The sequence below is a fragment of the Bacillus sp. FSL K6-0042 genome (genome assembly GCF_038006685.1).
GTDB classification, from domain to species: Bacteria; Bacillota; Bacilli; order Bacillales; family Bacillaceae_G; genus Bacillus_A; species Bacillus_A pseudomycoides.
Genome location: NZ_JBBOVS010000001.1, coordinates 4791365 through 4814293, shown reverse-complemented (window position 1 = coordinate 4814293; position 22929 = coordinate 4791365). Strand labels below are relative to the sequence as shown.

At 37.7% G+C, this 22929-nt stretch carries 20 protein-coding genes; all 20 read right to left on the bottom strand.

Going from position 1 to position 22929, the window contains the following annotated elements; all coding sequences use genetic code 11:
• Positions 1-387: 387 nt before the first annotated feature.
• Complete coding sequence (dapA, locus tag MHH45_RS24845; protein WP_003203717.1) at positions 388-1266, bottom strand: 4-hydroxy-tetrahydrodipicolinate synthase; 879 nt, start codon at positions 1264-1266, stop codon at positions 388-390.
• Positions 1267-1277: 11 nt separating this feature from the next.
• Positions 1278-2510 (bottom strand): aspartate kinase, encoded by a 1233-nt coding sequence (gene dapG / locus MHH45_RS24840; protein ID WP_016115936.1) that lies wholly within the window; start codon positions 2508-2510, stop codon positions 1278-1280.
• A gap of 23 nt (positions 2511-2533) precedes the next feature.
• The gene (asd, locus tag MHH45_RS24835; RefSeq protein ID WP_016115937.1) at positions 2534-3580 is read right to left on the bottom strand and encodes an aspartate-semialdehyde dehydrogenase; all 1047 of its coding nucleotides are present in this window, start codon (positions 3578-3580) and stop codon (positions 2534-2536) included.
• Between the two features lie 149 nt (positions 3581-3729).
• Positions 3730-4329 carry a dipicolinate synthase subunit B gene (locus MHH45_RS24830; RefSeq protein WP_016115938.1) on the bottom strand — a complete coding sequence of 200 codons (600 nt, stop codon included), beginning with the start codon at positions 4327-4329 and terminating at the stop codon, positions 3730-3732.
• Entirely contained in the window at positions 4326-5228 is a 903-nt protein-coding gene (dpaA, locus tag MHH45_RS24825) for a dipicolinic acid synthetase subunit A (protein WP_016115939.1), read from the bottom strand. The genes MHH45_RS24830 and dpaA overlap by 4 nt, the downstream gene beginning before the upstream one ends.
• 410 nt (positions 5229-5638) lie before the next feature.
• Positions 5639-5890 (bottom strand): YlmC/YmxH family sporulation protein, encoded by a 252-nt coding sequence (locus MHH45_RS24820; protein ID WP_033671483.1) that lies wholly within the window; start codon positions 5888-5890, stop codon positions 5639-5641.
• A 197-nt stretch (positions 5891-6087) separates the two neighbouring features.
• Positions 6088-7326 (bottom strand): M16 family metallopeptidase, encoded by a 1239-nt coding sequence (locus MHH45_RS24815; protein ID WP_016115941.1) that lies wholly within the window; start codon positions 7324-7326, stop codon positions 6088-6090.
• Between the two features lie 86 nt (positions 7327-7412).
• A complete protein-coding gene (locus MHH45_RS24810) occupies positions 7413-8312 on the bottom strand; it encodes a polysaccharide deacetylase family protein (RefSeq protein ID WP_016115942.1) in 900 nt (299 codons plus the stop codon).
• Positions 8313-8474: 162 nt separating this feature from the next.
• The gene (gene pnp / locus MHH45_RS24805; RefSeq protein ID WP_016115943.1) at positions 8475-10628 is read right to left on the bottom strand and encodes a polyribonucleotide nucleotidyltransferase; all 2154 of its coding nucleotides are present in this window, start codon (positions 10626-10628) and stop codon (positions 8475-8477) included.
• A gap of 160 nt (positions 10629-10788) precedes the next feature.
• The gene (gene rpsO / locus MHH45_RS24800; RefSeq protein WP_001229392.1) at positions 10789-11058 is read right to left on the bottom strand and encodes a 30S ribosomal protein S15; all 270 of its coding nucleotides are present in this window, start codon (positions 11056-11058) and stop codon (positions 10789-10791) included.
• A gap of 100 nt (positions 11059-11158) precedes the next feature.
• Positions 11159-12127 carry a bifunctional riboflavin kinase/FAD synthetase gene (gene ribF, locus MHH45_RS24795; RefSeq protein WP_016115944.1) on the bottom strand — a complete coding sequence of 323 codons (969 nt, stop codon included), beginning with the start codon at positions 12125-12127 and terminating at the stop codon, positions 11159-11161.
• A 43-nt stretch (positions 12128-12170) separates the two neighbouring features.
• Positions 12171-13094: a tRNA pseudouridine(55) synthase TruB gene (gene truB / locus MHH45_RS24790; protein ID WP_016115945.1), complete on the bottom strand. Its 924-nt coding sequence runs from the start codon at positions 13092-13094 to the stop codon at positions 12171-12173.
• A gap of 236 nt (positions 13095-13330) precedes the next feature.
• Complete coding sequence (gene rbfA / locus MHH45_RS24785) at positions 13331-13687, bottom strand: 30S ribosome-binding factor RbfA (RefSeq protein ID WP_016115946.1); 357 nt, start codon at positions 13685-13687, stop codon at positions 13331-13333.
• A gap of 15 nt (positions 13688-13702) precedes the next feature.
• Positions 13703-13984 carry a DUF503 domain-containing protein gene (locus MHH45_RS24780; protein WP_016115947.1) on the bottom strand — a complete coding sequence of 94 codons (282 nt, stop codon included), beginning with the start codon at positions 13982-13984 and terminating at the stop codon, positions 13703-13705.
• Positions 13981-16047, bottom strand: a complete 2067-nt coding sequence (gene infB / locus MHH45_RS24775) for a translation initiation factor IF-2 (protein ID WP_016115948.1) — start codon at positions 16045-16047, stop codon at positions 13981-13983. The genes MHH45_RS24780 and infB overlap by 4 nt, the downstream gene beginning before the upstream one ends.
• Positions 16048-16051: 4 nt before the next feature.
• Positions 16052-16363 carry a YlxQ family RNA-binding protein gene (locus MHH45_RS24770; RefSeq protein ID WP_001286526.1) on the bottom strand — a complete coding sequence of 104 codons (312 nt, stop codon included), beginning with the start codon at positions 16361-16363 and terminating at the stop codon, positions 16052-16054.
• Entirely contained in the window at positions 16364-16636 is a 273-nt protein-coding gene (gene rnpM, locus MHH45_RS24765; RefSeq protein ID WP_000071126.1) for an RNase P modulator RnpM, read from the bottom strand.
• A gap of 11 nt (positions 16637-16647) precedes the next feature.
• The gene (gene nusA / locus MHH45_RS24760) at positions 16648-17748 is read right to left on the bottom strand and encodes a transcription termination factor NusA (protein WP_016115949.1); all 1101 of its coding nucleotides are present in this window, start codon (positions 17746-17748) and stop codon (positions 16648-16650) included.
• A gap of 17 nt (positions 17749-17765) precedes the next feature.
• The gene (gene rimP / locus MHH45_RS24755; protein WP_000359094.1) at positions 17766-18236 is read right to left on the bottom strand and encodes a ribosome maturation factor RimP; all 471 of its coding nucleotides are present in this window, start codon (positions 18234-18236) and stop codon (positions 17766-17768) included.
• Between the two features lie 334 nt (positions 18237-18570).
• Positions 18571-22872: a PolC-type DNA polymerase III gene (locus tag MHH45_RS24750; RefSeq protein WP_016115950.1), complete on the bottom strand. Its 4302-nt coding sequence runs from the start codon at positions 22870-22872 to the stop codon at positions 18571-18573.
• Between the last annotated feature and the right edge of the window lie 57 nt (positions 22873-22929).

The following is a 22929-nucleotide window of genomic DNA, read 5'->3' as shown; positions in this document are numbered from 1 at the left end:
ATGTTCTTGTTCGTTTTTTAAACCAGGTTTCACCTCTCTTTCATTATATAAATCAAATATCTTATGCGATATGATATAAAAATTCCGTTAAACCATAATTTTTTCCAATTTTGCTAAGCATACCCGTACTAAGCTACTTAGCCATATTATAACTGATACCAGAAATAGAACACAAGTTAATTTGCGAGAAAGAGAAGAGAAGCATAGAAATTTTATATAAAATAAACCATCTATTCATAAGTATGTTCTCCTTACCAATTCGGCTTTTTCATTTATTTCTGATTAGAAGAGACTTATATGGTCTATTTACAAGCAACTTAAGATAAAATACTCTGTTAATGAGGAATAAATAAAAAATGGCCTAGTTTTTACTAAGCCATTTTTTATTTAGCGAGGAATCGATTGGATTACTTCTTGTAATGTTAATCGTTCTTCTTCTGTTAATGGAAGAAGTGGGAGACGTACAGATCCTACGTCTAATCCAACCATTTGTAACGCTGTTTTGACTGGAGTTGGGCTCGGCGCCATAAATAATGCATTTGTTACTTTGACAAGTAACTGATGCAATTTCTGTGCTTTTTTGAAATCTCCTGCTTGGAATGCCGCAATCATTTCTTGCATTTCATTTCCAATCACATGAGATGCAACAGAAATAATACCTTTAGCTCCAACTGCCATAGCTGGTAACGTTAAACCATCATCACCGCTGTATACAGCAAAGTCGTCCGCTGTTTTTTCAATAATTTCTGTCATTGTTAATACATCGCCGCCAGCATCTTTAATTGCAACAATGTTTTGTATTTCTGATAAACGAACAACTGTATCAACGGAGATTTGTACAATAGATCGTCCTGGAACATTATATAGCATAACCGGAAGTTCTGTACTTTCAGCAATTGTTTTAAAATGCTGATACATGCCTTCTTGACTCGGTTTATTATAATACGGCGCCACTAACATAATTGCATCGACACCAACTTCTGTAGCTTTTTTCGTTAATTCGATAGAAGCATGTGTATTATTGCTACCTGTTCCAGCGATTACGGGCACCCTTTTATCGACAACAGATACAACATGGCGATATAACGCTACTTTTTCTTCTGATGACAATGTAGGAGACTCTCCGGTTGTTCCTCCTACCACAATTGCTGTTGTACCGTTATCAATTAAATAATTTACCAATTTAGTTGTCTTTGCAAAATCGACGTTTCCATTTTTATCAAACGGTGTTACCATCGCTGTCGCGATTGTCCCAAAATCTATCATGGTCTCACTCCTTATTGTTCCAGTTGCTTTTCTTTTGAAAGCTCAAACGCACTATGCAATGCATTCACAGCTTCCACTAAATCTACTTCTTTTACAAGCACCCAAATGGTCGTATGACTATCTGCCGATTGTAAAATTGTCACACCTTTTTCTGCCAATGCTGTGACAATTTTCGCAGTAACTCCTGGAATACCTGCCATTCCAGCTCCTACAATAGATACTTTTGCACAGTGCTCCGTCACGATCGGATCATATCCAAGCTTATGAAGAACTTCAACAGCACGACTTGATACATTATCATTTACTGTATAAGCCACACCTGTAGGCGAAATGTTAATTAAGTCTACACTAATTCCTTCATTTGCCATCTCTTTAAAAACATGCTTTTGCAAATCATACGATCCGTCTTTTGCAAGCACTTTAATTTGCGTCACGTTTGATACGTGAGCGATACCTGTAACGGGCCGTTCTTCTACATCACGGCCTTTTGTAGCACCATCATATGCAGCAATAAGTGTCCCTTCATTATCAGAGTACGTGGAGCGCACACGAAGTGGGACTTTTGCATGCATTGCAATTTCAACGGCGCGCGGATGAACAACTTTTGCACCTTGATAAGCCATGTTGCAAATTTCATTATATGTTACGTTTTGAAGATGACGCGCATCCTTTACAATCCTTGGATCAGCAGTCATCACACCTTCTACATCAGTAAAAATATCGATATATTCAGCTTGAAGCGCAACACCTAGTGCTGAAGCTGAAGTATCACTACCTCCGCGTCCAAGTGTTGTCGTATCGCCTTCTTTAGTTCGCCCTTGGAATCCAGTAACAACAACAACATCTACGTTTTGTAACTCTTCATGTATACGATCACAATTCATTTCAATAATCTTTGCATTCGTAAAATCATTATTTGTTACAAAACCAGCTTGTGCACCATTTAGTGCTGCTGCTTTCACACCATTTTCATTTAGCATATTTGAAAAGACGATTGCCGAGATTAATTCTCCGCATGATAATAATAAATCTTGCTCACGTTTTGAAATGCTAGATTCCTGTTGATTTACAAGACTTAATAATGTATCCGTTGCATATGGTTCACCTTTACGTCCCATAGCTGATACAACCGTAACTACTTTATAACCAGCATCTAATGATTTTTTAATATGGTGAAGTGCATGCTTACGTCCGTTTTCATCACGTACCGATGTACCACCAAATTTTTGAACAATAATCTTCATTTTTTGCACCTTCTCTTAGCCGTTTACACTAATTGTAATTTTACTAATCGTTCTGCAATTTGAACAGAGTTCCATGCAGCACCTTTTAATAAGTTATCAGATACGACCCAAAGATGGAATCCTTTTTCATTATTTAAATCTTTACGAATACGCCCAACAAATACTTCATTTTTCCCTACCGCAGTAGATGGCATTGGATATAATTGTTCTGCTGGATCATCTTGCAGTACAATTCCTTCCGCATCCGCAAGCAAGTTTTTCAGTTCTTCTACAGTTACGCCTTCTTTTTCCACTTCAATGTAAACGGACTCAGAATGACCTGATACAACTGGCAAACGTACACATGTCGCTGCTACTTCTAACTCGGGCATATGCATAATTTTTTTCGTTTCATTAATCATTTTCATTTCTTCAAATGTAAATCCATTTTCTTGAAACTTATCAATTTGTGGAATGGCATTAAAAGCAATTTGGAAATGTTTTTTGTCACCTGATACAGGTAAAACATTTGCTTTTACTTCTTCTCCATTTAAGATTGCTTGTGATTGTTCATGAAGCTCTTCAATTGCAGCAGCACCTGCACCTGACACAGCTTGATATGTGGAAACGATTACTCGTTTTAAACCAAACTGCTGACGAATTGGTTCAAGAGCAACTACCATTTGAATTGTAGAACAGTTTGGATTTGCAATAATACCACTATGTTCTTTTAAGTCATTTTCATTCACTTCAGGTACAACAAGTGGTACATTTTCTGTCATGCGGAATGCACTTGTATTATCAACAACAATTGCACCACGCTTTGCTGCTTCTGGTGCTAGTTGTTTCGATACAGATCCACCTGCACTAAAGAGTGCAATATCGACTCCTTCAAAGCTTTCAGGAGTTGCTTCTTGTACTGTGAATTCTTCTCCTTTAAATACAAGCTTCTTGCCTGCAGAACGTTTAGATGAAAGTAACGTTAACTTCCCAATTGGAAATTCTCGTTTCTCTAAAGTATTTAACATTTGTTCACCAACTGCGCCGGTTGCTCCAACTACAGCGACATGAAAAGATTTTTCCTTTTCCATCACTATGCCCCTTTCTAGATACCAATCCTTCTATACTTAGAATTAGAAGGAGTATAGAGTACCCCTTCTAATCTTAATAACATTAATTTTATCATATTCTGCGATAAGAATGATGGTTTCGTAAAAAATTGTCCGTTTTTTTTCGTTTTTTAATTCATATATCTGAATTTTTCTACAACAACTGGCTGTAATTGCTTCCCTTCTATTGCTTCTATAATTGTATCTTCAAGAAGTTCCATACGAGCTACCATTGAATTGGGTTTTTTTTCTGGTGCATCTTGCCCAAATGGCACAAAATAAATATGTTTTGTCGCCATTAAACGCATTAGGTTTACACCATTAAGGCCAAGAGCATCATTTGTTGAAACAGCTAACACAACTGGTTTTCCATTCCGAAGCGTCGCCTTTGCTGCCATTAATACAGGAGAATCTGTCATTGCATTGGCAAATTTACTCATTGAATTCCCTGTTAATGGAGCAATCACCATGCAGTCTAATGGAATTTTAGGACCGAGTGGTTCTGCGCCTACAATAGAATTAATAACCTTATTTCCTGTTATCCCTTCAATCCTTTCAATCCACTCTGCTCCTTCACCAAATCTAGTATTTGTTGTTTGTACAGTATATGAAACAACCGGCCGCACTTCTGCTCCTTCTGCAATTAGTTTCTCTACATGCGGCATAACTTCCGCATACGTACAATGTGATCCTGTAAATCCAAACCCAATTCGTTTTCCTTTTAAACTCATTTTCCATTCTCCTCCTTTGCCATCATATCTGCCGTTAATAACTGAGAAAGAACATTCGCTAAAATTTGCCCTGCTGTTTTTGGTGCAACAATTCCTGGAAGACCGGGTGCTAACAAGGCTTTAATCCCTCGTTTCTCTGCATAACGAAAATCCGTACCACCAGGCTTAGAAGCCAAGTCAATAATCAACGTATGAGCTGGCATCCTAGAAATAGCCCTTGCCGTTACAACGAGGTGCGGAATCGTATTAATGACAATATCAACATCACTTACTTCTTTCTCAATATCCTGCATATAAAAAGGAGAAAACATCATTTCCGAAATACGAGCGATATGTTCTGAACGTCGTGCTCCTACTTTGACATGAGCTCCTAGTGATTGAAAAGCTCTCGCTACACTCATTCCAGTTCTACCAAATCCTAAAACCATTACATTCGAACCGTGAATTGTATAATCTGTATGTTGAATAACCATCATTAATGTTCCTTCTACCGTTGGAATAGAATTATAGATCGCCACATCATCACGATCGAATAGTTTCACAAGTTTTCGATTTGTGGTAGATGCAATACTTTCTAAATACGGTGTACCAATTCCTGAATATATAGTAAAGTTTGCTGGTGTTTTTTCAATCTGTTCTTTCGTAAGCGCAACTTTTTCATTTGAAAAAATAGTATCTACTTCTCCTTTTGCATTTGTTCCTGCTACCGGCAAAATAATTGCATCTAAAGAAGTGAAATCTAGATCTTGCATACTCTCTTTTGCTGCCCCTGTAAAACCATGATCCAGTTGATCAAATCCTACTAATGAAAGTTTTGCATCAAGTTCAACCAACTTACGAATCACTTCTAGCTGCCTTGCATCTCCTCCTATGACAGCAATGTGCATCTCAGTCAACATTCCCTACTTCACCTTCTTTTTCTTTCATTTATAAGAAAAGTGCCTACTTTTTCTTTTTCCTCCACATCATATGTACCGTACGAGTTAGAGGTGATTGAAAAACAAAAAGCATTCAATATTTCTAAATATGTGAAATTCTATATGATAAAACTTCCATTAGAGTTACACTCTTCCTCATTACTTAACTACTACTCCCTCACTCCATTTTCATTTGAACGTGCTACACCTGTTCCAATAAAGCGAAACTTTAATCAACGACATCCCCCACCGATTATTAGGCTTCATCACTTGGACCTTTACCGACAGTTTATCTTCCAACCTATCTTCTTTGTTTTTACTGAATCTTGAGGTAGGAGTATTACTTGCCCATGAATAGTGGAATAAAAAAAGACAACCAAAATGGTTATCTTTTACTGTGAGCTTGGGCGGCTTGCAAGGTCAAAAATAATCATATCATGACCGACCTTTTTAATACGGTTCCATTCTACACGAACTTCTTGCTGCTCTCTTTTAAACCCGCCCCATTTTCCTACCGGTATAATGAGAGCTTGAATTTCCCCATCCTTCTCGTTTATTTCTAAATCAGCGTGACCTAAAACTCCCATTTTTTCCGCACGCTCCAAGTCCACAATCTCTTTTCCACTTAATTCACTTAAACGCATATGCTTCTCCCCTTTACGAACATCTTCCATACAACATCCTCAAATCCTAGCCTATAATAAGTACGTATTCTACACGTCTCTAAAAAATACCAAGAAAATGAACTCCTCTCCCTAGCATTCAAAATTTGTTATACTTATAAAAAGCTTCGTACATAAAAATAACCGTATCTCCTCGTACGAGATACGGTTATTTCGTCTTATTTCATTCCTTTTGGAAGCTCTCCATTCGGACTAATTAGCGCTGCGGAAAATTCATTTGTAAATATACTGCGAATCAATTGATCCACATCTGTTTTGGTAACCTTGTTCACACTCTCAATAATTTCATCGAGCGAACGATGTTTTCTAAGGAGCAATTCATTTTTTCCATTGCGACTCATACGGCTATTCGTACTTTCTAAACTTAACATCAGATTTCCTTTAAGCTGCTCTTTACTATTAACAAGTTCTTTCTCTGTAATACCTGTATTTTTCAATGTCTCTAACGTTTCTTGCATTGTATCATATAAAGTATCTAATTGTTGGCTTCCTGTACCACCGTAAAGTGTTAACATTCCTGTATCTTCATATGAAGAATGATAAGAGAACACTGAATATGCTAATCCTCGTTGCTCACGTACTTCTTGGAATAAACGGCTACTCATACTGCCACCTAGTACATTATTTAATACAATTAAGTTATAAATATCTTCATGTCCCATTTGTAATCCTTGGAATCCTAAACATAAATGAGCTTGCTCTGTTTCCTTTTTACGGGTCACTTTATTAAAATGAAAAATCGGACTATGTACTTGTTCACGATTTGTTGTTCCCTCGTAGTTGCCAAAATATTGTTCTACTGTTTGAACAAATGTTTCATCAATATTTCCAGCAATCGAAACTACAACATTTTCAGGTGTATAATGATCTTTTATATATTGACGTAATGTATCCCCTGTAAATGTTTCAAGCGTTTCTTCTGTACCTAAAATTGGGTATCCAAGCGGATGCGTTTCATATGTCGCTTTCGTTAACATGTCATGCACAATATCATCTGGCGTATCCTCATACATTTTAATTTCTTCAAATACAACGTTCTTCTCTTTTTTCAATTCTTCTTCATCAAATGTGGAATTGAAGAACATGTCAGCTAACACATCTAGTGCATATTTTGCATGCTCATCAAGTACCTTTGCATAATAGCACGTGTATTCTTTTGAAGTAAATGCATTCACTTGACCACCAATGCTATCAAATGACTCTGCAATTTCTCTCGCACTACGCGTCTCTGTCCCCTTAAAAAACATGTGCTCTAAAAAGTGCGAAACTCCATTGTTTTTTTCATTTTCATTTCTTGAACCTGCATGAATCCATATACCAATTGCAACAGAACGAACAGTTGGTATATTCTCCATAACGATTCTTACACCATTTTTACAAGTATATTTTTTAATCAAAAACTTTCCTCCTAATGCCAGTTTCTCTAAATAATTGCTATTATTTAATGATAACAAGTTTGAACATGAATGTCATGTAAATGTATTTAATCAATGCGTTTTTCATCTAATAATTCTGTAATATTCCCTACTTTATACCCTTGTTTTTTTAACTGTGAAATCATCGTATCTAACGCCTCAGCTGTTGGAGATGTCGGATGCATTAATACAATTGCACCTGGGTGTACTTTCCGCATCACACGCTGAAGAAGCACTTCAGGATCTGGACGTTTCCAATCAATTGTATCAACTGTCCACATAATAGTCCCCATCTTCAATCCGCCCGCCACTTCTACAACTTCATCGCGGAAACTTCCACTCGGTGGTGCAAACCATCGTACTTTTTGACTTGTAGCTGCCTCAATAATTTGATTTGTTTTTTGTAATTGTTCTTGTATTTGATTTCTAGACAGCGTTTTCATATCCGGATGCGTATAAGAATGATTTCCTACTTCTTGCTTTGCATCTACAATCATTTTTGCAAATCTTAAATTTTCTTTTACCCAGCGTCCTTCTAAAAAGAACGTTGCCTTTACATCATGCTTTTTCAATGTTTCTAATATACGCGGAAGATACTCATTTCCCCACGCCACATTTATCGTTAATCCTACCATTTTTTTATGTGGATGCCCACGATAAATGGGAGAATACGATAAATCTTCTAAATGCGTGCTTGGTGAAACTTCCCGATATACAAGTTGCTTCTCATCAAACCTCCCTATTTTCTTCATGTTATTATATGACGCTTCAATATCAACCTCTTTACCATTATACCCTGGCGTCGCTTTCCAAATCTTATCAATTATCGCATTTTGCGGTGCAATTGAATATTGCTTCGCTTGTTTCTGAATTTCTTCATAAAGATCATCATTTGCTAGCGCTGAATATGAGCATAAACCCATACAAAGAAAGAATATAGATATGAATACAAATATACGAGTTCTCATATAAACCCTCCCATTAACTATACACATAAGAAAAATCCATTTTCTTCTTATCCTTGTTAATTTGAGCGTTATTATGAAAACTATACCTTTTCACTAATAAAAATCTATGCATCGAATGTATTTTTATTTAACAAAAAAAGCCAGGAATCCTGGCTTTTTTACTTACTTCTGTTCTTGTATATTTTCTTGTTCTGAGGCTTCTTCTTTTGCAGCTTCTTTTTCTTGCTCTTCTTTAAGCAATACTTTTCTAGACAAGTTTACACGACCTTGTTTATCAATCTCGATAACTTTTACTGAAATCTCGTCACCGATTTTTACAACGTCTTCTACTTTGCCTACACGTTCAAGTGCAAGTTCAGAAATATGAACAAGACCGTCTTTACCACTAAATAATCCAACGAAAGCACCGAATTTTTCAACGCGTTTTACTTTTCCTAAGTAAATTTCGCCTACTTGTACTTCACGAACAATATCTTCAATGATTTTCTTCGCCTTTTCATTCATCTCTTGATCAATAGAAGAAATGAAGACTGTACCATCTTGTTCAATATCAATTTTCACGCCAGTTTCTTCAATAATTTTGTTAATTTGCTTACCGCTCGGTCCAATAACATCACGGATTTTGTCCGGATTAATTGTCATTGTAATAATTTTCGGAGCGTACGCAGATAACTCTTTACGAGGCTCGGCAATAGCAGATAACATATGATCTAGAATGTGCATGCGGCCAACTTTTGCTTGTTGCAATGCTTCCTCTAAAATTTCACGAGATAAACCAGCAATTTTAATATCCATTTGTAGCGCTGTTACACCTTGAGCTGTACCTGCTACTTTAAAGTCCATATCACCTAAGTGATCTTCCATACCTTGGATATCAGTTAAAATTGTGTAGTGCTCACCTGACTTCACAAGTCCCATTGCAATACCAGCAACTGGTGCTTTAAGCGGAACACCTGCATCCATCATTGCTAACGTACTTCCGCAAATGCTTGCTTGTGAAGTAGAACCATTTGATTCCAATACTTCTGATACAAGACGAACTGTATACGGGAAGTCTTGCTCGGATGGAATAACTGGTTCAAGCGCACGTTCACCTAATGCACCGTGACCGATTTCACGACGACCAGGTCCACGCATTGGTCTTGTTTCTCCAACACTAAAGGACGGGAAGTTATAGTGATGCATAAAACGTTTTGATTCCTCTACACCAAGACCATCTAAAATTTGCACATCGCCTAATGCACCTAACGTACAAATACTAAGCGCTTGTGTTTGTCCACGTGTAAATAAACCAGAACCGTGCGTACGAGATAAAATTCCTACCTCTGATGCTAAAGGACGGATTTCGTCACCTTTACGTCCATCTGGGCGGATTTTTTCAACTGTAATAAGACGACGTACTTCTTCTTTTACAATTTTATATAAAATCTCATTTACTTGTCCTAATGTTTCTCCATCAGCTTCATTTGCTTCATAGTGCTCAATCACACGCTTTTTCACTTCGTTAATTGCATCTTCACGTGCATGTTTTTCATATACTTGAATCGCAGCATGCATATCTTTCTCTGCCATTTCGCGTACATTTTGATTGATTGCAGCATCTACTTCATATAATTTCACTTCTGTTTTTTCTTTACCAACTGCTTGTACAATCTCTTCTTGGAAAGCAACTAGACGTTTAATCTCATCATGACCGAACATAATCGCTTCTAACATTATTTCTTCAGGTACTTGATCAGCCCCTGCTTCTACCATGTTAATTGCATCTTTTGTTCCAGCTACAACAAGGTGAATATCACTTTGTTCTTGTTGTGCTACTGTTGGATTAATAACAAATTTCCCGTCAATACGACCAACTGTCGCGCCAGCAATCGGACCTTCAAATGGCACATCTGAAATCGATAATGCTAATGAAGAACCAAGCATAGCTGCCATCTCAGAAGAACAATCTTGGTCAACACTCATAACGATGCTGACAACTTGCACTTCATTACGGAAGCCATCTGCGAAAAGTGGACGAATTGGTCGGTCAATTAAGCGACTTGCTAAAATTGCTTTTTCACTTGGACGACCTTCACGTTTAATAAAACCGCCTGGGATTTTTCCGACCGCATATAAACGCTCTTCATAGTTTACTGTAAGCGGGAAGAAATCTACATTTTTTGGCTCCTTTGATGCAGTTGCTGTAGATAGAACTGCTGTGTCGCCATATCTTACTAATACTGCCCCGTTTGCTTGTTTTGCAAGCTGGCCTGTTTCAATTGTTAGCTGACGACCAGCTAAATCTATCGAGAAGACTTGCTTTTCTTGACTCATTTAAGTACCCCTCTCAATTTTAAATATTCAATTCTTCTATGTAAATGGATAATATATCACAATATTCTTCCTCTAGTATTACCGAAATTTAAGTAAGCTATTAAGAGTAGAAGATATATTTTTACCTAACAAAAAAGCGGGAATATTCCCGCTTCTTTGACTATCGACGTAAGCCAAGCTTTGTGATTAATTCACGGTAACGCGTGATATCGCTATTACGAAGGTAAGTAAGTAAGTTACGACGTTTACCAACCATCTTTAATAGACCACGACGTGAATGATGATCTTTCTTGTGAGTACGTAAGTGCTCGTTTAGAGTGTTAATTTGCTCCGTTAGGACAGCAATTTGAACCTCTGGAGAACCAGTATCAGTCTCATGAGTTCTAAATTGTGCAATGATTTCATTTTTACGCTCTTGTGTTAAAGCCATCCTATTTCACCTCCTAATTATTAAACCCCCAATTACCTAGCAAGCGTCGGTGAGTCGCAATGCCAAGCAATGGTTGTCATAAAGTACATAACATAGAATACTACTTTTCATTTGAAAAAGCAAGTATATTCTTTGCAGTGCTAAAATATTCTTGCGCCGTCTGTTTATCTTTCGCGATCTGCGCAACTAACTCATCGATACCATTAAACTTTTTCTCTTCCCGAATACGCACACGCCACTCCACAACAACAGACTGGTCATATATATCTTGATGGAAATTAAGTAGATGTACTTCAATAGAAAGCTGGCGCTCTTCTTTAAATGTTGGCCTATAGCCGATGTTACATACGCCATCATGCCACTCATCATTTACTTTCATTCTCACCGCATATACACCAACAGGTGGCAGAAGATATTCATCCTTTAAAGCAACATTTGCTGTTGGAAAACCAATTTGACGTCCGCGTTTATCTCCGTGAACGACAGTTCCTTCCACAGTATAGGACCTGCCTAAAATAGACGGAATTTTTTCCATTTCCCCATTACGAATCAACTTTCGTAATGATGTGGAACTTACTTTTTCTTCTTGAAATTCTACTTTTTCAATCACGGTCTGTGTAAACTCCCCCCTTGCATGAAATGGTAAAGTCTCCATCGTCCCTTTTCCTAAACGTCCATATGAATAATCAAAGCCTGCTACTACATGCTTTACATTTAGCCCAATAATATATTCATCTACAAACTGTTGTGGTAACAATCCAGCAAATGATTCATCGAATTTCACCACATATAACATATCAATCCCTAGGCTTGCAATTACTTTTTCTTTAATACGTAGCGGTGTAATATACTCCACATGCGCTTCCTTTTTCCCTAAGACAACAGATGGATGTGGATGAAACGTTATGACAGCACTTTTACATCCTCTTTCATCCGCTATTTTTTTTGCTGTGCGAATCACACGTTGATGCCCTAAATGAATGCCATCAAAAAATCCTAATGCCATTACAGTAGGTGGTAATTCTATTTTATTTTGTTCATGTGGATGAGTTAAATGAATGAGTTTCACGCTTGAATTCACCTTTTTCTGTAATAATCCTTCCAATAATTCATTATAGCTTTAGTTCCTGATTATTCACAAGTACTTTCATTGGCTTTAACATTCCAGGGTGCTTTGGATGATGTTCATAAATTGCTAAGCAACGTTCATTTGTATCAAATACTGTAATAAATGGCGCTGTCACTTGCAACTCATTCTTTAAAAACATGCCATTTTTTATTTTTTCTGCTTGCTCATCATCTACAACCATTTTTGGAAACTTACTTAATGCTTCATCAATGGAAATAAAAATAGAATCCACTGTTCCATTTTGCACCGTTTGTTCAATTTCTTCAAATGATATGCAATCTTCTAAGTTAAATTCTCCTGATGCTGTTCGCACAAGATGTGACATATGTGCCGGGAAACCAAGCTTTTCACCAACCATAACAGCTAACGTTCTCACATATGTTCCTTTACTGCACGTAACGCGGAAACGGAATGAAACCGCCTTTCCTTCAAACACTTCCCGGTCATCAAGTAGCGCAAATTCATGAATTGCAATCGTACGTACTGGACGTTCTACTTCTTTTCCAGCTCTGGCATATTCATATAGTTTCTTTCCGTTTACTTTTACAGCTGAGTACATCGGCGGCACTTGTTCAATTGTCCCCGTTAGTTCCGCTAATACAGATTCCACCTCTTGGCGTGTAATAATACGATTTACATCTTGTTTTTCCACAACTTCACCTGAAGCATCTTCTGTCGTTGTTGAGAAACCAAGGGTAACTTCACCTTCATACGTTTTTGTTTCACTTGTTAAAAACTGCGCAATCTTTGTAGCACGCCCTACACAAATTGGTAATACACCTGTCACATCTGGGTCTAATGTACCTGTATGACCTATACGTTTTTCTCTTAATATCTTTCTTAACTTAAATACGCAATCATGTGACGTCATGCCTTTTGGTTTATGTAGTAATAATACACCTTCCATATGTTCACCTCATCGTTATACTGTTGTAGAGAATGTTCAAAAAATCCGGTAAAGATAGCTATCGCATTTCTTTGTTACGTCGCCAGTCCGGTACTCATGTAGGTCAATCTCCACGCCGCACTTTCCTGGCTTCCGCGCCTCGAACTGCTTGGCTCTCTTTATCCTCCTTTTTGAACACGCACTTGTATGCAAAACTTACTTTCCATTGAAAAAATGGATAGACAAATGTCTATCCATTATTCTTCACGTTTACCGTCTTTATTAATTTCATGTAAAAGCGTGTCAATTCGATGTCCATAAGCGATAGACTCATCGAATTCAAAGGTAATTTCAGGTGTTTTACGAAGGCGAATACGCTGCCCAATTTCAGCACGAATAAAGCCTTTTGCCTTCGCTAAGCCTTTTAATGTATTTTCTTTCTGTTGTTCGTCTCCTAAAACAGAAATATATACTTTGGCAATCTGTAAATCCCCACTTACTTGCACATCTGTTACTGTAACAAATCCAATACGTGGGTCTTTAATTTTACGACTGATGATGTCGCCTAATTCTTTCTTCATTTGCTCGCCCACACGGTTCGCACGTAATTTCATAACTTTTCACCTCATTCAATACCATTCCAATTGTGTTATCGTACGTTCAATTTCAGGAAATGAATCAATGTACGCAAGTACACGATTCATTTCTTTTTCACAGACAACACGATTTGAGGATACGGAAACAATCGCAATTTCTGTACGTTGCCATACATCTTGGTGTCCTACTTCTGAAACAGCCACATTATAGCGTTGCTTCACACGAGTTAACACACGTTGTAAAATTGCACGTTTCTGTTTTAAAGAATGCACATCGTAAATCATACACTCGAATGAGAGTGAAGCGATGATCATCGCTTCACTTCTTCCATAACGTACGCTTCAATGATGTCCCCTTCTTTAAGATCATTATATCTCTCAATTGTAATACCACACTCATAGTTTTGCGCAACTTCTTTTACGTCATCTTTGAAACGTTTTAACGTATCAAGTTGCCCTTCAAAAATTACTACGCCATCACGGATAATACGCACGCCGCTATCACGTGTAATCTTACCATCTATTACGTAACAACCTGCAATCGTTCCAACTTTTGTTACTTTGAACGTTTGACGAACTTCTGCTTGACCAATTACTTTTTCCTCGAATTCTGGATCAAGCATACCTTGCATCGCTGCTTCGATTTCTTCGATTACTTTATAAATAATACGGTGTAAACGAATATCAACATTTTCTAATTCAGCTGTACGCTTCGCATTCACGTCTGGACGTACGTTAAATCCAATTACAATTGCATTAGATGCAGAAGCTAAAATGATATCAGACTCTGTAATCGCACCTACGCCTGTATGGATAATTTTCACTTTTACGCCTTCAACATCAATTTTGCGAAGTGATGCTGCCATTGCTTCTACAGAACCTTGTACGTCTGCTTTCACAATTAAGTTGATTTCTTTTACATCGCCTTCTTGAATTTGTTGGAATAAATCTTCAAGGCTTAATTTAGATTTCTCACCACGTTGTGCAACTAATGCTTCTTGTGCACGTGATTCACCAATTTGACGTGCTTTCTTCTCATCAGCAAACGCCATGAAGCGATCCCCTGCTTGTGGTACTTCATTTAAACCTGTAATTTCAACAGGAGTTGATGGACCAGCAACTTTAACGCGACGACCAATATCACTTACCATTGCACGAACACGTCCGAATGATGTTCCAACAACGATTGGATCTCCAACTCGAAGCGTACCGTTTTGCACAAGTAATGTCGCGATTGTTCCTTTACCTTTATCAAGCTGTGCTTCAATTACAGTACCAGTTGCATAGCGATTTGGATTTGCTTTATATTCTTCTACTTCACTTACAAGAAGAATCATTTCTAGCAAGTTGTCAATTCCTTCGCCTTGAATTGCTGAAATTGGTACAAAAATTGTATCTCCGCCCCAAGCTTCTGGAACTAGTTCATATTCTGTTAACTCTTGCATTACGCGATCTGGATTTGCTGCTGGTTTATCCATTTTATTCACAGCAACAATAATTGGTACTCCTGCTGCTTTCGCATGGTTAATTGCTTCAACTGTTTGTGGCATAACACCGTCATCAGCTGCAACAACAAGAATTGTAATATCTGTTACTTGCGCACCACGTGCACGCATCGTTGTAAATGCTGCGTGACCAGGTGTATCTAAGAATGTAATCTTCTTATCATTTACATCAACTTGGTATGCACCGATATGTTGAGTAATTCCACCAGCTTCGCCAGCAGTTACTTTTGAATTACGAATAGAGTCAAGTAATGTTGTTTTACCATGGTCAACATGCCCCATAATTGTAACAACAGCTGGACGCTCTTTTAAGTTTTCTTCATCATCTTGTTCATCCATGAATGTTTCAAACTCAGTTTCGCTTACAATTACTTCTTCTTCTACTTCAATGCCGTAATCAGTAGCAATTAACTCAATTGTATCTTTATCTAAATCTTGGTTAATTGTTGCCATAATTCCTAGCATAAAGAGCTTCTTAATAATTTCAGATGGCTCTTTGCTTAATTTTTTAGCAAGGTCACCTACTGTAAGGCTTCCAGAGAAAGTAATTTTATCTGGTGTTTCTACAATTTGTGTTTGCTGTCTTCCAGCAAAGTTCTCTTGACGTTTGTCTTCAGTCCCTTTGCCTTTTTTCTTCTTCTTATTGCTGTTCTTTTTACTGCGAACAACTTTCTCTTCTACTTCAAAATCATCTGCAACAGAAGGCTTTTCTGCTCCATTATTGTACTGATTATCTAATTTGTTTACTACTTCATCGTCTAACATTGTCATATGATTCGAAACCTCAATATTCATTTCTTTTAGTTTTGTAATAATATCTTTACTTGAAATATTGTACTTCTTTGCATATTCGTGTACTCGAATTTTACTCATACCTTCACCCCCGGTAAGTTGTATCGAGCATGCTACGCAGCTTTTTCGCAAAGCCCTCATCTAACACAGCTACAACGACTCGCTCGTCTCTCCCAATCGCATGCCCTAATTGTTGTCGATTTTCGACTTTTCTCATTGGTATATTGTAGTACGTGGTTTTATCAGTGATACGTTTTGTAGTGTTCGCTGACGCATCTTCAGAAAGCAATACAAGCTTTGCTTTGCCACTTCGTACTTCTTTTAAAACGAGTTCTTCACCCGAAATGAGTTTCCGAGCGCGGTTTGCTAGTCCTAAAAATGATTTCCAATCGGACACTTATTTCGACTCCTTTTCAACAAGCTCAAGAAGCTCTTCGTAAAGGGAACTGTCGATTTTCGCTTTTAGATGATGTTCCAAAATATTTTTCTTTTGCGCTTGGATAATGCATTCCTTGTCTTTTGACAAATATGCACCGCGTCCTGATTTTTTTCCAGTTACATCAATAGACACTTCGCCCTCTTTGGAACGAACAATGCGAACGAGCTCTCGTTTTGACTTCATTTCTTGCGTTGCAATACATTTTCGTAACGGAACTTTTCGATTGCTCACAATCATCACCTCTATTCGATTTCGTCTTCGACTGAATCGAATGCGATCATGTTGTCTTCTTCTGTTACAATACCAAGTTGCTTCGCATCAGACTCGCTCTTAATATCAATTTTCCAACCTGTTAATTTAGCTGCAAGACGTGCATTTTGTCCACGCTTACCAATTGCTAATGAAAGCTGGTGGTCTGGAACAACAACAGTTGTTGCTTTTTCATCCTCATCCACAAGTACTTTTACAACTTGTGATGGGCTTAAAGCATTAGCCACATATTCAACTGGATCATTTGACCAGCGAACGATATCAATCTTTTCACCTTTTAATTCATCTACGATACGTTGTACACGTTGTCCTTTTGGTCCTACACAAGAACCTACTGGATCAACATCAGTATTCTCTGCATATACAGAAATCTTAGAACGATCGCCTGCTTCACGTGCTACAGAACGAATTTCTACAGTTCCATCATAAATTTCTGGCACTTCAATTTCGAATAAACGTTTTAAAAGGCCAGGATGTGTACGTGATACGTAAATTTGTGGTCCTTTTGTTGTTTTTTCTACTTTTGTAATAAATACGCGAATACGATCATGTGGTTTATATTGTTCATTCGGCATTTGCTCACTTACAGGTAGTAAAGCTTCTACTTTCCCTAAGCTTACATAGATGAAACGAGCATCTTGACGTTGTACAATACCAACCATGATGTCTTCTTCACGATCACTAAATTCTGAATAAATAACACCACGTTCTGCTTCACGCACACGCTGGGTTACAACTTGTTTTGCAGTTTGCGCTGCAATACGACCAAAATCTTTTGGCGTTACTTCAATTTCTAGTACATCGCCATCTTGGTAGTTCGGATTGATTTGTCTTGCTTCCTCTACAGAAATCTCAAGACGTGGATCAAACACACTATCTACAACGTCTTTACGTGCTAAAACTTGAATTGTTCCCACTTCTGGGTTAAAGCTCACACGAACGTTTTGTGCTTGGTTAAAATTGCGTTTATAAGCAGAGATTAAAGCTGCCTCAATTGCATCAATAATAATATCTTTGCTAATACCTTTTTCTGATTCTAATACGAGCAAAGCATCTAACAACTCAGTGCTCATGAAGATCCCCCTTCTTACTAAAACGTAACAGCAAGTCGCGCATTTGCAACTTTATCCATTGGAATTTGGATTTCTTTTTTACGTGTTTTAATAGTTAATAGTAATGTAATTGTTGTACCATCGTAGGAAAGTAGCTTTCCTTCAAACATCTTTTCACCATCAATCGGCTCATATGTTTTAATTGCCACTTGCTTTCCTACCGCTTGCTGGAAGTCTTTCTCTTTCTTTAATGGGCGTTCCGCTCCAGGAGATGATACATCCAAAAAGTAAAGATGAGGAATTGGATCCTCTTTATCTAAAGCTTCGCTTAAACGTTCACTTACCGCACCGCATTCTTCAATGTCGACGCCTTTTTCAGAATCGATGAATACGCGTAGGAACCAGTCTTTTCCTTCTTTCACATATTCTACATCTACAAGTTCAAGATTTAACTCTTCAACAATCGGCTGCGCAAATGCTTCTACAACTTCTGTGACTTTCTTATCCATAAACAGCCTCCTTCCTGCCGCCATGTACCATCTGAAAGAAAAGAACTCCGCCCATAAAAACGGTCTTTCTTATTCTTTCTCGTTAGCTAACAAAAGCCCCTGCCGTTAAGCAGGGAATATCTGTCTTAGTATTACCAAATTTAAGAAGTAAAACTTGTAACAAAATATGTATATACGACAGAAATGCCTCACCTACCTACGTAGATAAAACATAGATAGTAACAAGAAAGAGTGGGTTTCCCCACTCTCTTTTTTGCAAAATATACATGACATGGTTATCTCGGTTAATAGTATACCATAGCAAATGCTGATTTGCAAAGATTTTTCCTACCTACTAGAACAGTGACAATTGGTTTTGATCTGGCAAATCACCTAGGCAACCTTGACTATCTAAATACTCAATAATCGTTTTAGAAACCTTACTACGTTGTTGTAAATCTTCTTTTGATAAGAAATCTCCATTTTTACGAGCTTCTACAATACTAAAAGCTGCGTTTGTACCCAGGCCAGGCACTGCATTGAATGGAGGAATTAACGAATCTCCATCAATAATAAAGTCCGTTGCATGCGAACGGTATAAATCAACTTTTTGGAATGAGTAGCCACGCTCACACATTTCAAGTGTCATTTCTAATACCGTTAATAAACTCTTCTCTTTCGGCGCTGCATCCAATCCTTTTTGTGCAATTTCATCAATTCTTACCCGTATGGATGCTGAACCTTTTGCCATTGCCTCTACATCAAAGTCATCTGCACGTACCGTAAAGTATGCTGCATAGAATAAGAGCGCGAAATGTACTTTGAAATATGCAATACGCACCGCCATAAGTACATAAGCAGCTGCATGGGCTTTAGGGAACATGTACTTAATCTTCTTACAAGATTCAATATACCATCCAGGCACATTATTATTGCGCATTTCTTCTTCCCATTCTTCCGGAACACCTTTACCTTTACGTACCGACTCCATAATTTTAAACGCTAGTGATGGATCTAATCCTTGATATATTAAATATACCATGATGTCATCACGACAACCGATAACTTCACTTAGCGTACATGTACCGTTATAAATTAACTCATTCGCATTACCAAGCCATACGTCTGTACCGTGAGACAGTCCAGAAATTTGGACAAGTTCTGAGAATGTTGTCGGTTTTGTTTCTTCTAACATCTGCCTTACGAATTTTGTACCGAACTCTGGTATACCAAGTGTACCGGTTTTACAGTTAATTTGTTCTTCTGTTACACCTAAAGATTCTGGACCAGAGAAGATTTTCATAACTTCCGGATCATCTGTTGGTATGGTTTTCGGATCTACACCACTTAAATCTTGAAGCATACGAATTACGGTCGGATCATCGTGCCCCAGTATATCAAGTTTCAATAAATTATCATGAATCGAATGGAAGTCAAAGTGTGTTGTTCTCCACTCCGCTCCTATTGAATCGGCTGGGAATTGAATTGGTGAAAAGTCAAAAATGTCCATGTAATCCGGTACAACGATAATACCACCTGGATGCTGTCCAGTTGTACGTTTTACACCAGTACAACCAGCAACAAGACGATCAATCTCTGCATTTCGAATTGTTAAGTTATGATCATTTGCATAACCTTTTACATACCCGTATGCTGTTTTTTCAGCAACCGTACCAATTGTTCCAGCACGATATACGTAATCTTCCCCAAACAATACTTTCGTATAGTTATGGGCACGAGGTTGGTATTCTCCGGAGAAATTCAAATCGATATCGGGTACCTTATCTCCTTTAAAGCCAAGGAACGTTTCGAACGGAATATCATGTCCATCTTTTACATATGGAACATTACACGTTGGACATTCTTTATCGGGTAGGTCAAAACCAGAACCTACAGAACCGTCATTAAAGAATTCTGATTGCTTACAATTTGGACATACATAGTGTGGTGGTAATGGATTTACTTCGGTAATTTCCATCATCGTCGCAACGAATGATGACCCTACCGATCCACGTGAACCTACAAGGTAGCCGTCAACAAGTGATTTTTTTACAAGCTTATGTGAAATTAAATAAATAACGGCAAATCCATGTCCAATAATACTTTTTAATTCTTTTTCAAGACGAGCTTCTACAATTTCTGGGAGCTCGTCACCATAAATGCTACGGGCCATTCTATAACTCATATCACGTGTTTCATCATCAGCGCCTTCAATTTTCGGTGTGTATAAATCATCTTTTACTGGATGAACATCACCAATTAACGCTGCAATTTTTTGTGTATTTGTCACAACAATTTCTTTCGCTTTCTCTTCACCTAAGAATGAGAAACACTCTAACATTTCATCAGTTGTACGGAAATGTACAGGCGGTAGTGAATGGCGATTTAATGGGTTTGCTCCGCCCTGCGAACTCACTAAAATTTTACGATACATTGCATCTTCAGTATCTAAATAATGCACGTTCCCTGTAGCAACAACTGGTTTATCTAACGTTTCACCTAGTTTTACTAAGTTTGAAATAATTGTTTTTAACTGTCCTTCATCTCGAACGAGTTCACGTTCTACTAAATGACGTAACACCTCTGGAGGCATAACTTCAATATAATCATAGAACTGTGCAATTTCTTCTACTTCTTCTGGTGCCTTTTGCATCATTGCTTCAAATACTTCACCTTTATCACAAGCGGTACCAACTAATATACCTTCGCGATATTTTTTTAACAACGAACGCGGTACACGTGGTACACGGTAAAAGTAATTCAAATGGGAATACGAAACAAGTTTATATAAATTTTTCAATCCAACATCCGATGTTGCAAGCAGTGTCATATGACTTGGACGTCCACGTTTATACGCATCCCCTTGCCCCATGCTGTCATTTAATTGATCGTGATATTCAAAACCTTTTTCAATCACATCTTTTAACATTTTCACAAGTAAATAACCTGTTGCTTCCGTATCATAAATTGCACGGTGATGTTGCGTTAATTCAATATCAAGCTTTTTACACATCGTATTTAAACGATGATTCTTCATCTCTGGGAATAAAAATCTAGCTAACTCCAATGTATCAATAACTGGATTTTTCGGCTTGTCTAAGCCACATTTCTTAAACCCAACATTTAAGAATCCCATATCAAAACTTGCGTTATGGGCAACAAGTGTATGGTCACCCATCCATGATTCAAACTTTTTAAATACTTCTCCTACTTCTGGTGCATTAGTCAACATATCATCTGTTATACCTGTTAATTCAATGATTGTTGCTGATAATGGTTGATGCGGATTTGCAAAAGATTCAAAGCGATCGATAATTTCGCCGCCTTTCACTTTTACAGCGGCTAATTCAATAACCGTATCATATACAGCTGATAACCCTGTCGTTTCAACGTCGAAAACAACGTATGTTTCATCTGCAAGTAGTCGATGAGCCTCATTATAAGCAATAGGAACACCGTCATTTACTAAATTGGCTTCTACACCATAAATGACTTTTACACCGGCTTTTTTACCAGCGGAATACGCTTCTGGGAAAGACTGTGCAACAGCATGGTCTGTAACAGCGATAGCCTCATGTCCCCATTTTCCAGCTTGAGCAACAAGCTTAGATACTGATGTAACAGCATCCATTTGACTCATTGGCGTATGCAAATGAAGCTCTACCCGTTTTTCTCCTTCAGGTGCTTTATCTTTACGAGAAGGCCCTGTTATTTCGTTAATATCGTTCGCAATCATTACTAAGTCACGAACAAACGTATCGTTTTGGACCGAACCTCGCGCTTTTACCCACATTCCTTTTTTTAAGGATTGCAGCATCGGAATATCTTCTTTATCACGTGAGAACATCTTAATCATAATAGAATCCGTATAATCCGTTATTTTTAACGTTAATAACGTACGTCCACTACGCAGCTCTTTTGTTTCCACATTGAAGACATAACCTTGAACAGTTTTTCTTCTTTCTTCATCTTGAATTTCGCGTAGCGGTGTAATCTCTTCATCAGGCTTAATAAGGTAACCGAGTACAATCGGCCCTTCATGTACAACATCACTTTCTTCAGCTTGCTTCTTGGCCATTTCTTCCATAGCTTGTATAACACGCTGACGATCTTCTTGCTGTGTTTGTTCACGAAATTTTTGAACTTCCTCTTCGTTTTGCTTTATATTTGTTTCAAGCTGAAAACGTGGAAATCCGAAAACTTCATATTGATCCCCTACCGATTTCGCAAGATTTTTCTTTAGCGCAGTAGATTCTAACTCATTATTCACATCAAGTAACAACTTCACTCCGTTTACATGCGGAAGTTGCTTTTTTAAATACGCAAACATAGGTGAAAAAGTAATTCGATCTGTACAAAGTGGCCAATATGCTTTGACCTCTTCTTCTGTAAATTGTTTATTCTCTGTTTCTAGTGCAAATGACGTTTTTGCAATATGTGAAAATGACTGCTTGAGCTGTGTTTCAAACAGTTCATATAATTCTGTTGGCAAAATACGTGGCACTTGCAAGTCAAAATGCCAGCTTTTATTTGCTTTATCGACAACTAACTTTTGTATACCTCCACCTTGTAAGTATTGATTTATAAGGTCTTCAGGTATCTGCAACTGCTGGAGCAAAATTTGAAATCGCTCTTGTTGTTCATTTGTTAACGACATAAGCAACCTCCTTCCCTTTGCTATTATAAATTGAAACTTTCGGCAAGGAAAGATTTC

What these genes read in the sequence shown, in the direction of transcription:
- dapA (WP_003203717.1), bottom strand. Translation starts at nt 1,266, where the DNA reads ATGATAGATTTTGGGACAATCGCGACAGCGATGGTAACACCGTTTGAT.
- dapG (WP_016115936.1), bottom strand. Translation starts at nt 2,510, where the DNA reads ATGAAGATTATTGTTCAAAAATTTGGTGGTACATCGGTACGTGATGAA.
- asd (WP_016115937.1), bottom strand. Translation starts at nt 3,580, where the DNA reads ATGGAAAAGGAAAAATCTTTTCATGTCGCTGTAGTTGGAGCAACCGGC.
- MHH45_RS24830 (WP_016115938.1), bottom strand. Translation starts at nt 4,329, where the DNA reads ATGAGTTTAAAAGGAAAACGAATTGGGTTTGGATTTACAGGATCACAT.
- dpaA (WP_016115939.1), bottom strand. Translation starts at nt 5,228, where the DNA reads ATGTTGACTGAGATGCACATTGCTGTCATAGGAGGAGATGCAAGGCAG.
- MHH45_RS24820 (WP_033671483.1), bottom strand. Translation starts at nt 5,890, where the DNA reads ATGCGTTTAAGTGAATTAAGTGGAAAAGAGATTGTGGACTTGGAGCGT.
- MHH45_RS24810 (WP_016115942.1), bottom strand. Translation starts at nt 8,312, where the DNA reads ATGAGAACTCGTATATTTGTATTCATATCTATATTCTTTCTTTGTATG.
- pnp (WP_016115943.1), bottom strand. Translation starts at nt 10,628, where the DNA reads ATGAGTCAAGAAAAGCAAGTCTTCTCGATAGATTTAGCTGGTCGTCAG.
- rpsO (WP_001229392.1), bottom strand. Translation starts at nt 11,058, where the DNA reads ATGGCTTTAACACAAGAGCGTAAAAATGAAATCATTGCACAATTTAGA.
- truB (WP_016115945.1), bottom strand. Translation starts at nt 13,094, where the DNA reads ATGGAAGGTGTATTATTACTACATAAACCAAAAGGCATGACGTCACAT.
- rbfA (WP_016115946.1), bottom strand. Translation starts at nt 13,687, where the DNA reads ATGAAATTACGTGCGAACCGTGTGGGCGAGCAAATGAAGAAAGAATTA.
- MHH45_RS24780 (WP_016115947.1), bottom strand. Translation starts at nt 13,984, where the DNA reads ATGATCATCGCTTCACTCTCATTCGAGTGTATGATTTACGATGTGCAT.
- infB (WP_016115948.1), bottom strand. Translation starts at nt 16,047, where the DNA reads ATGAGTAAAATTCGAGTACACGAATATGCAAAGAAGTACAATATTTCA.
- nusA (WP_016115949.1), bottom strand. Translation starts at nt 17,748, where the DNA reads ATGAGCACTGAGTTGTTAGATGCTTTGCTCGTATTAGAATCAGAAAAA.
- rimP (WP_000359094.1), bottom strand. Translation starts at nt 18,236, where the DNA reads ATGGATAAGAAAGTCACAGAAGTTGTAGAAGCATTTGCGCAGCCGATT.
- MHH45_RS24750 (WP_016115950.1), bottom strand. Translation starts at nt 22,872, where the DNA reads ATGTCGTTAACAAATGAACAACAAGAGCGATTTCAAATTTTGCTCCAG.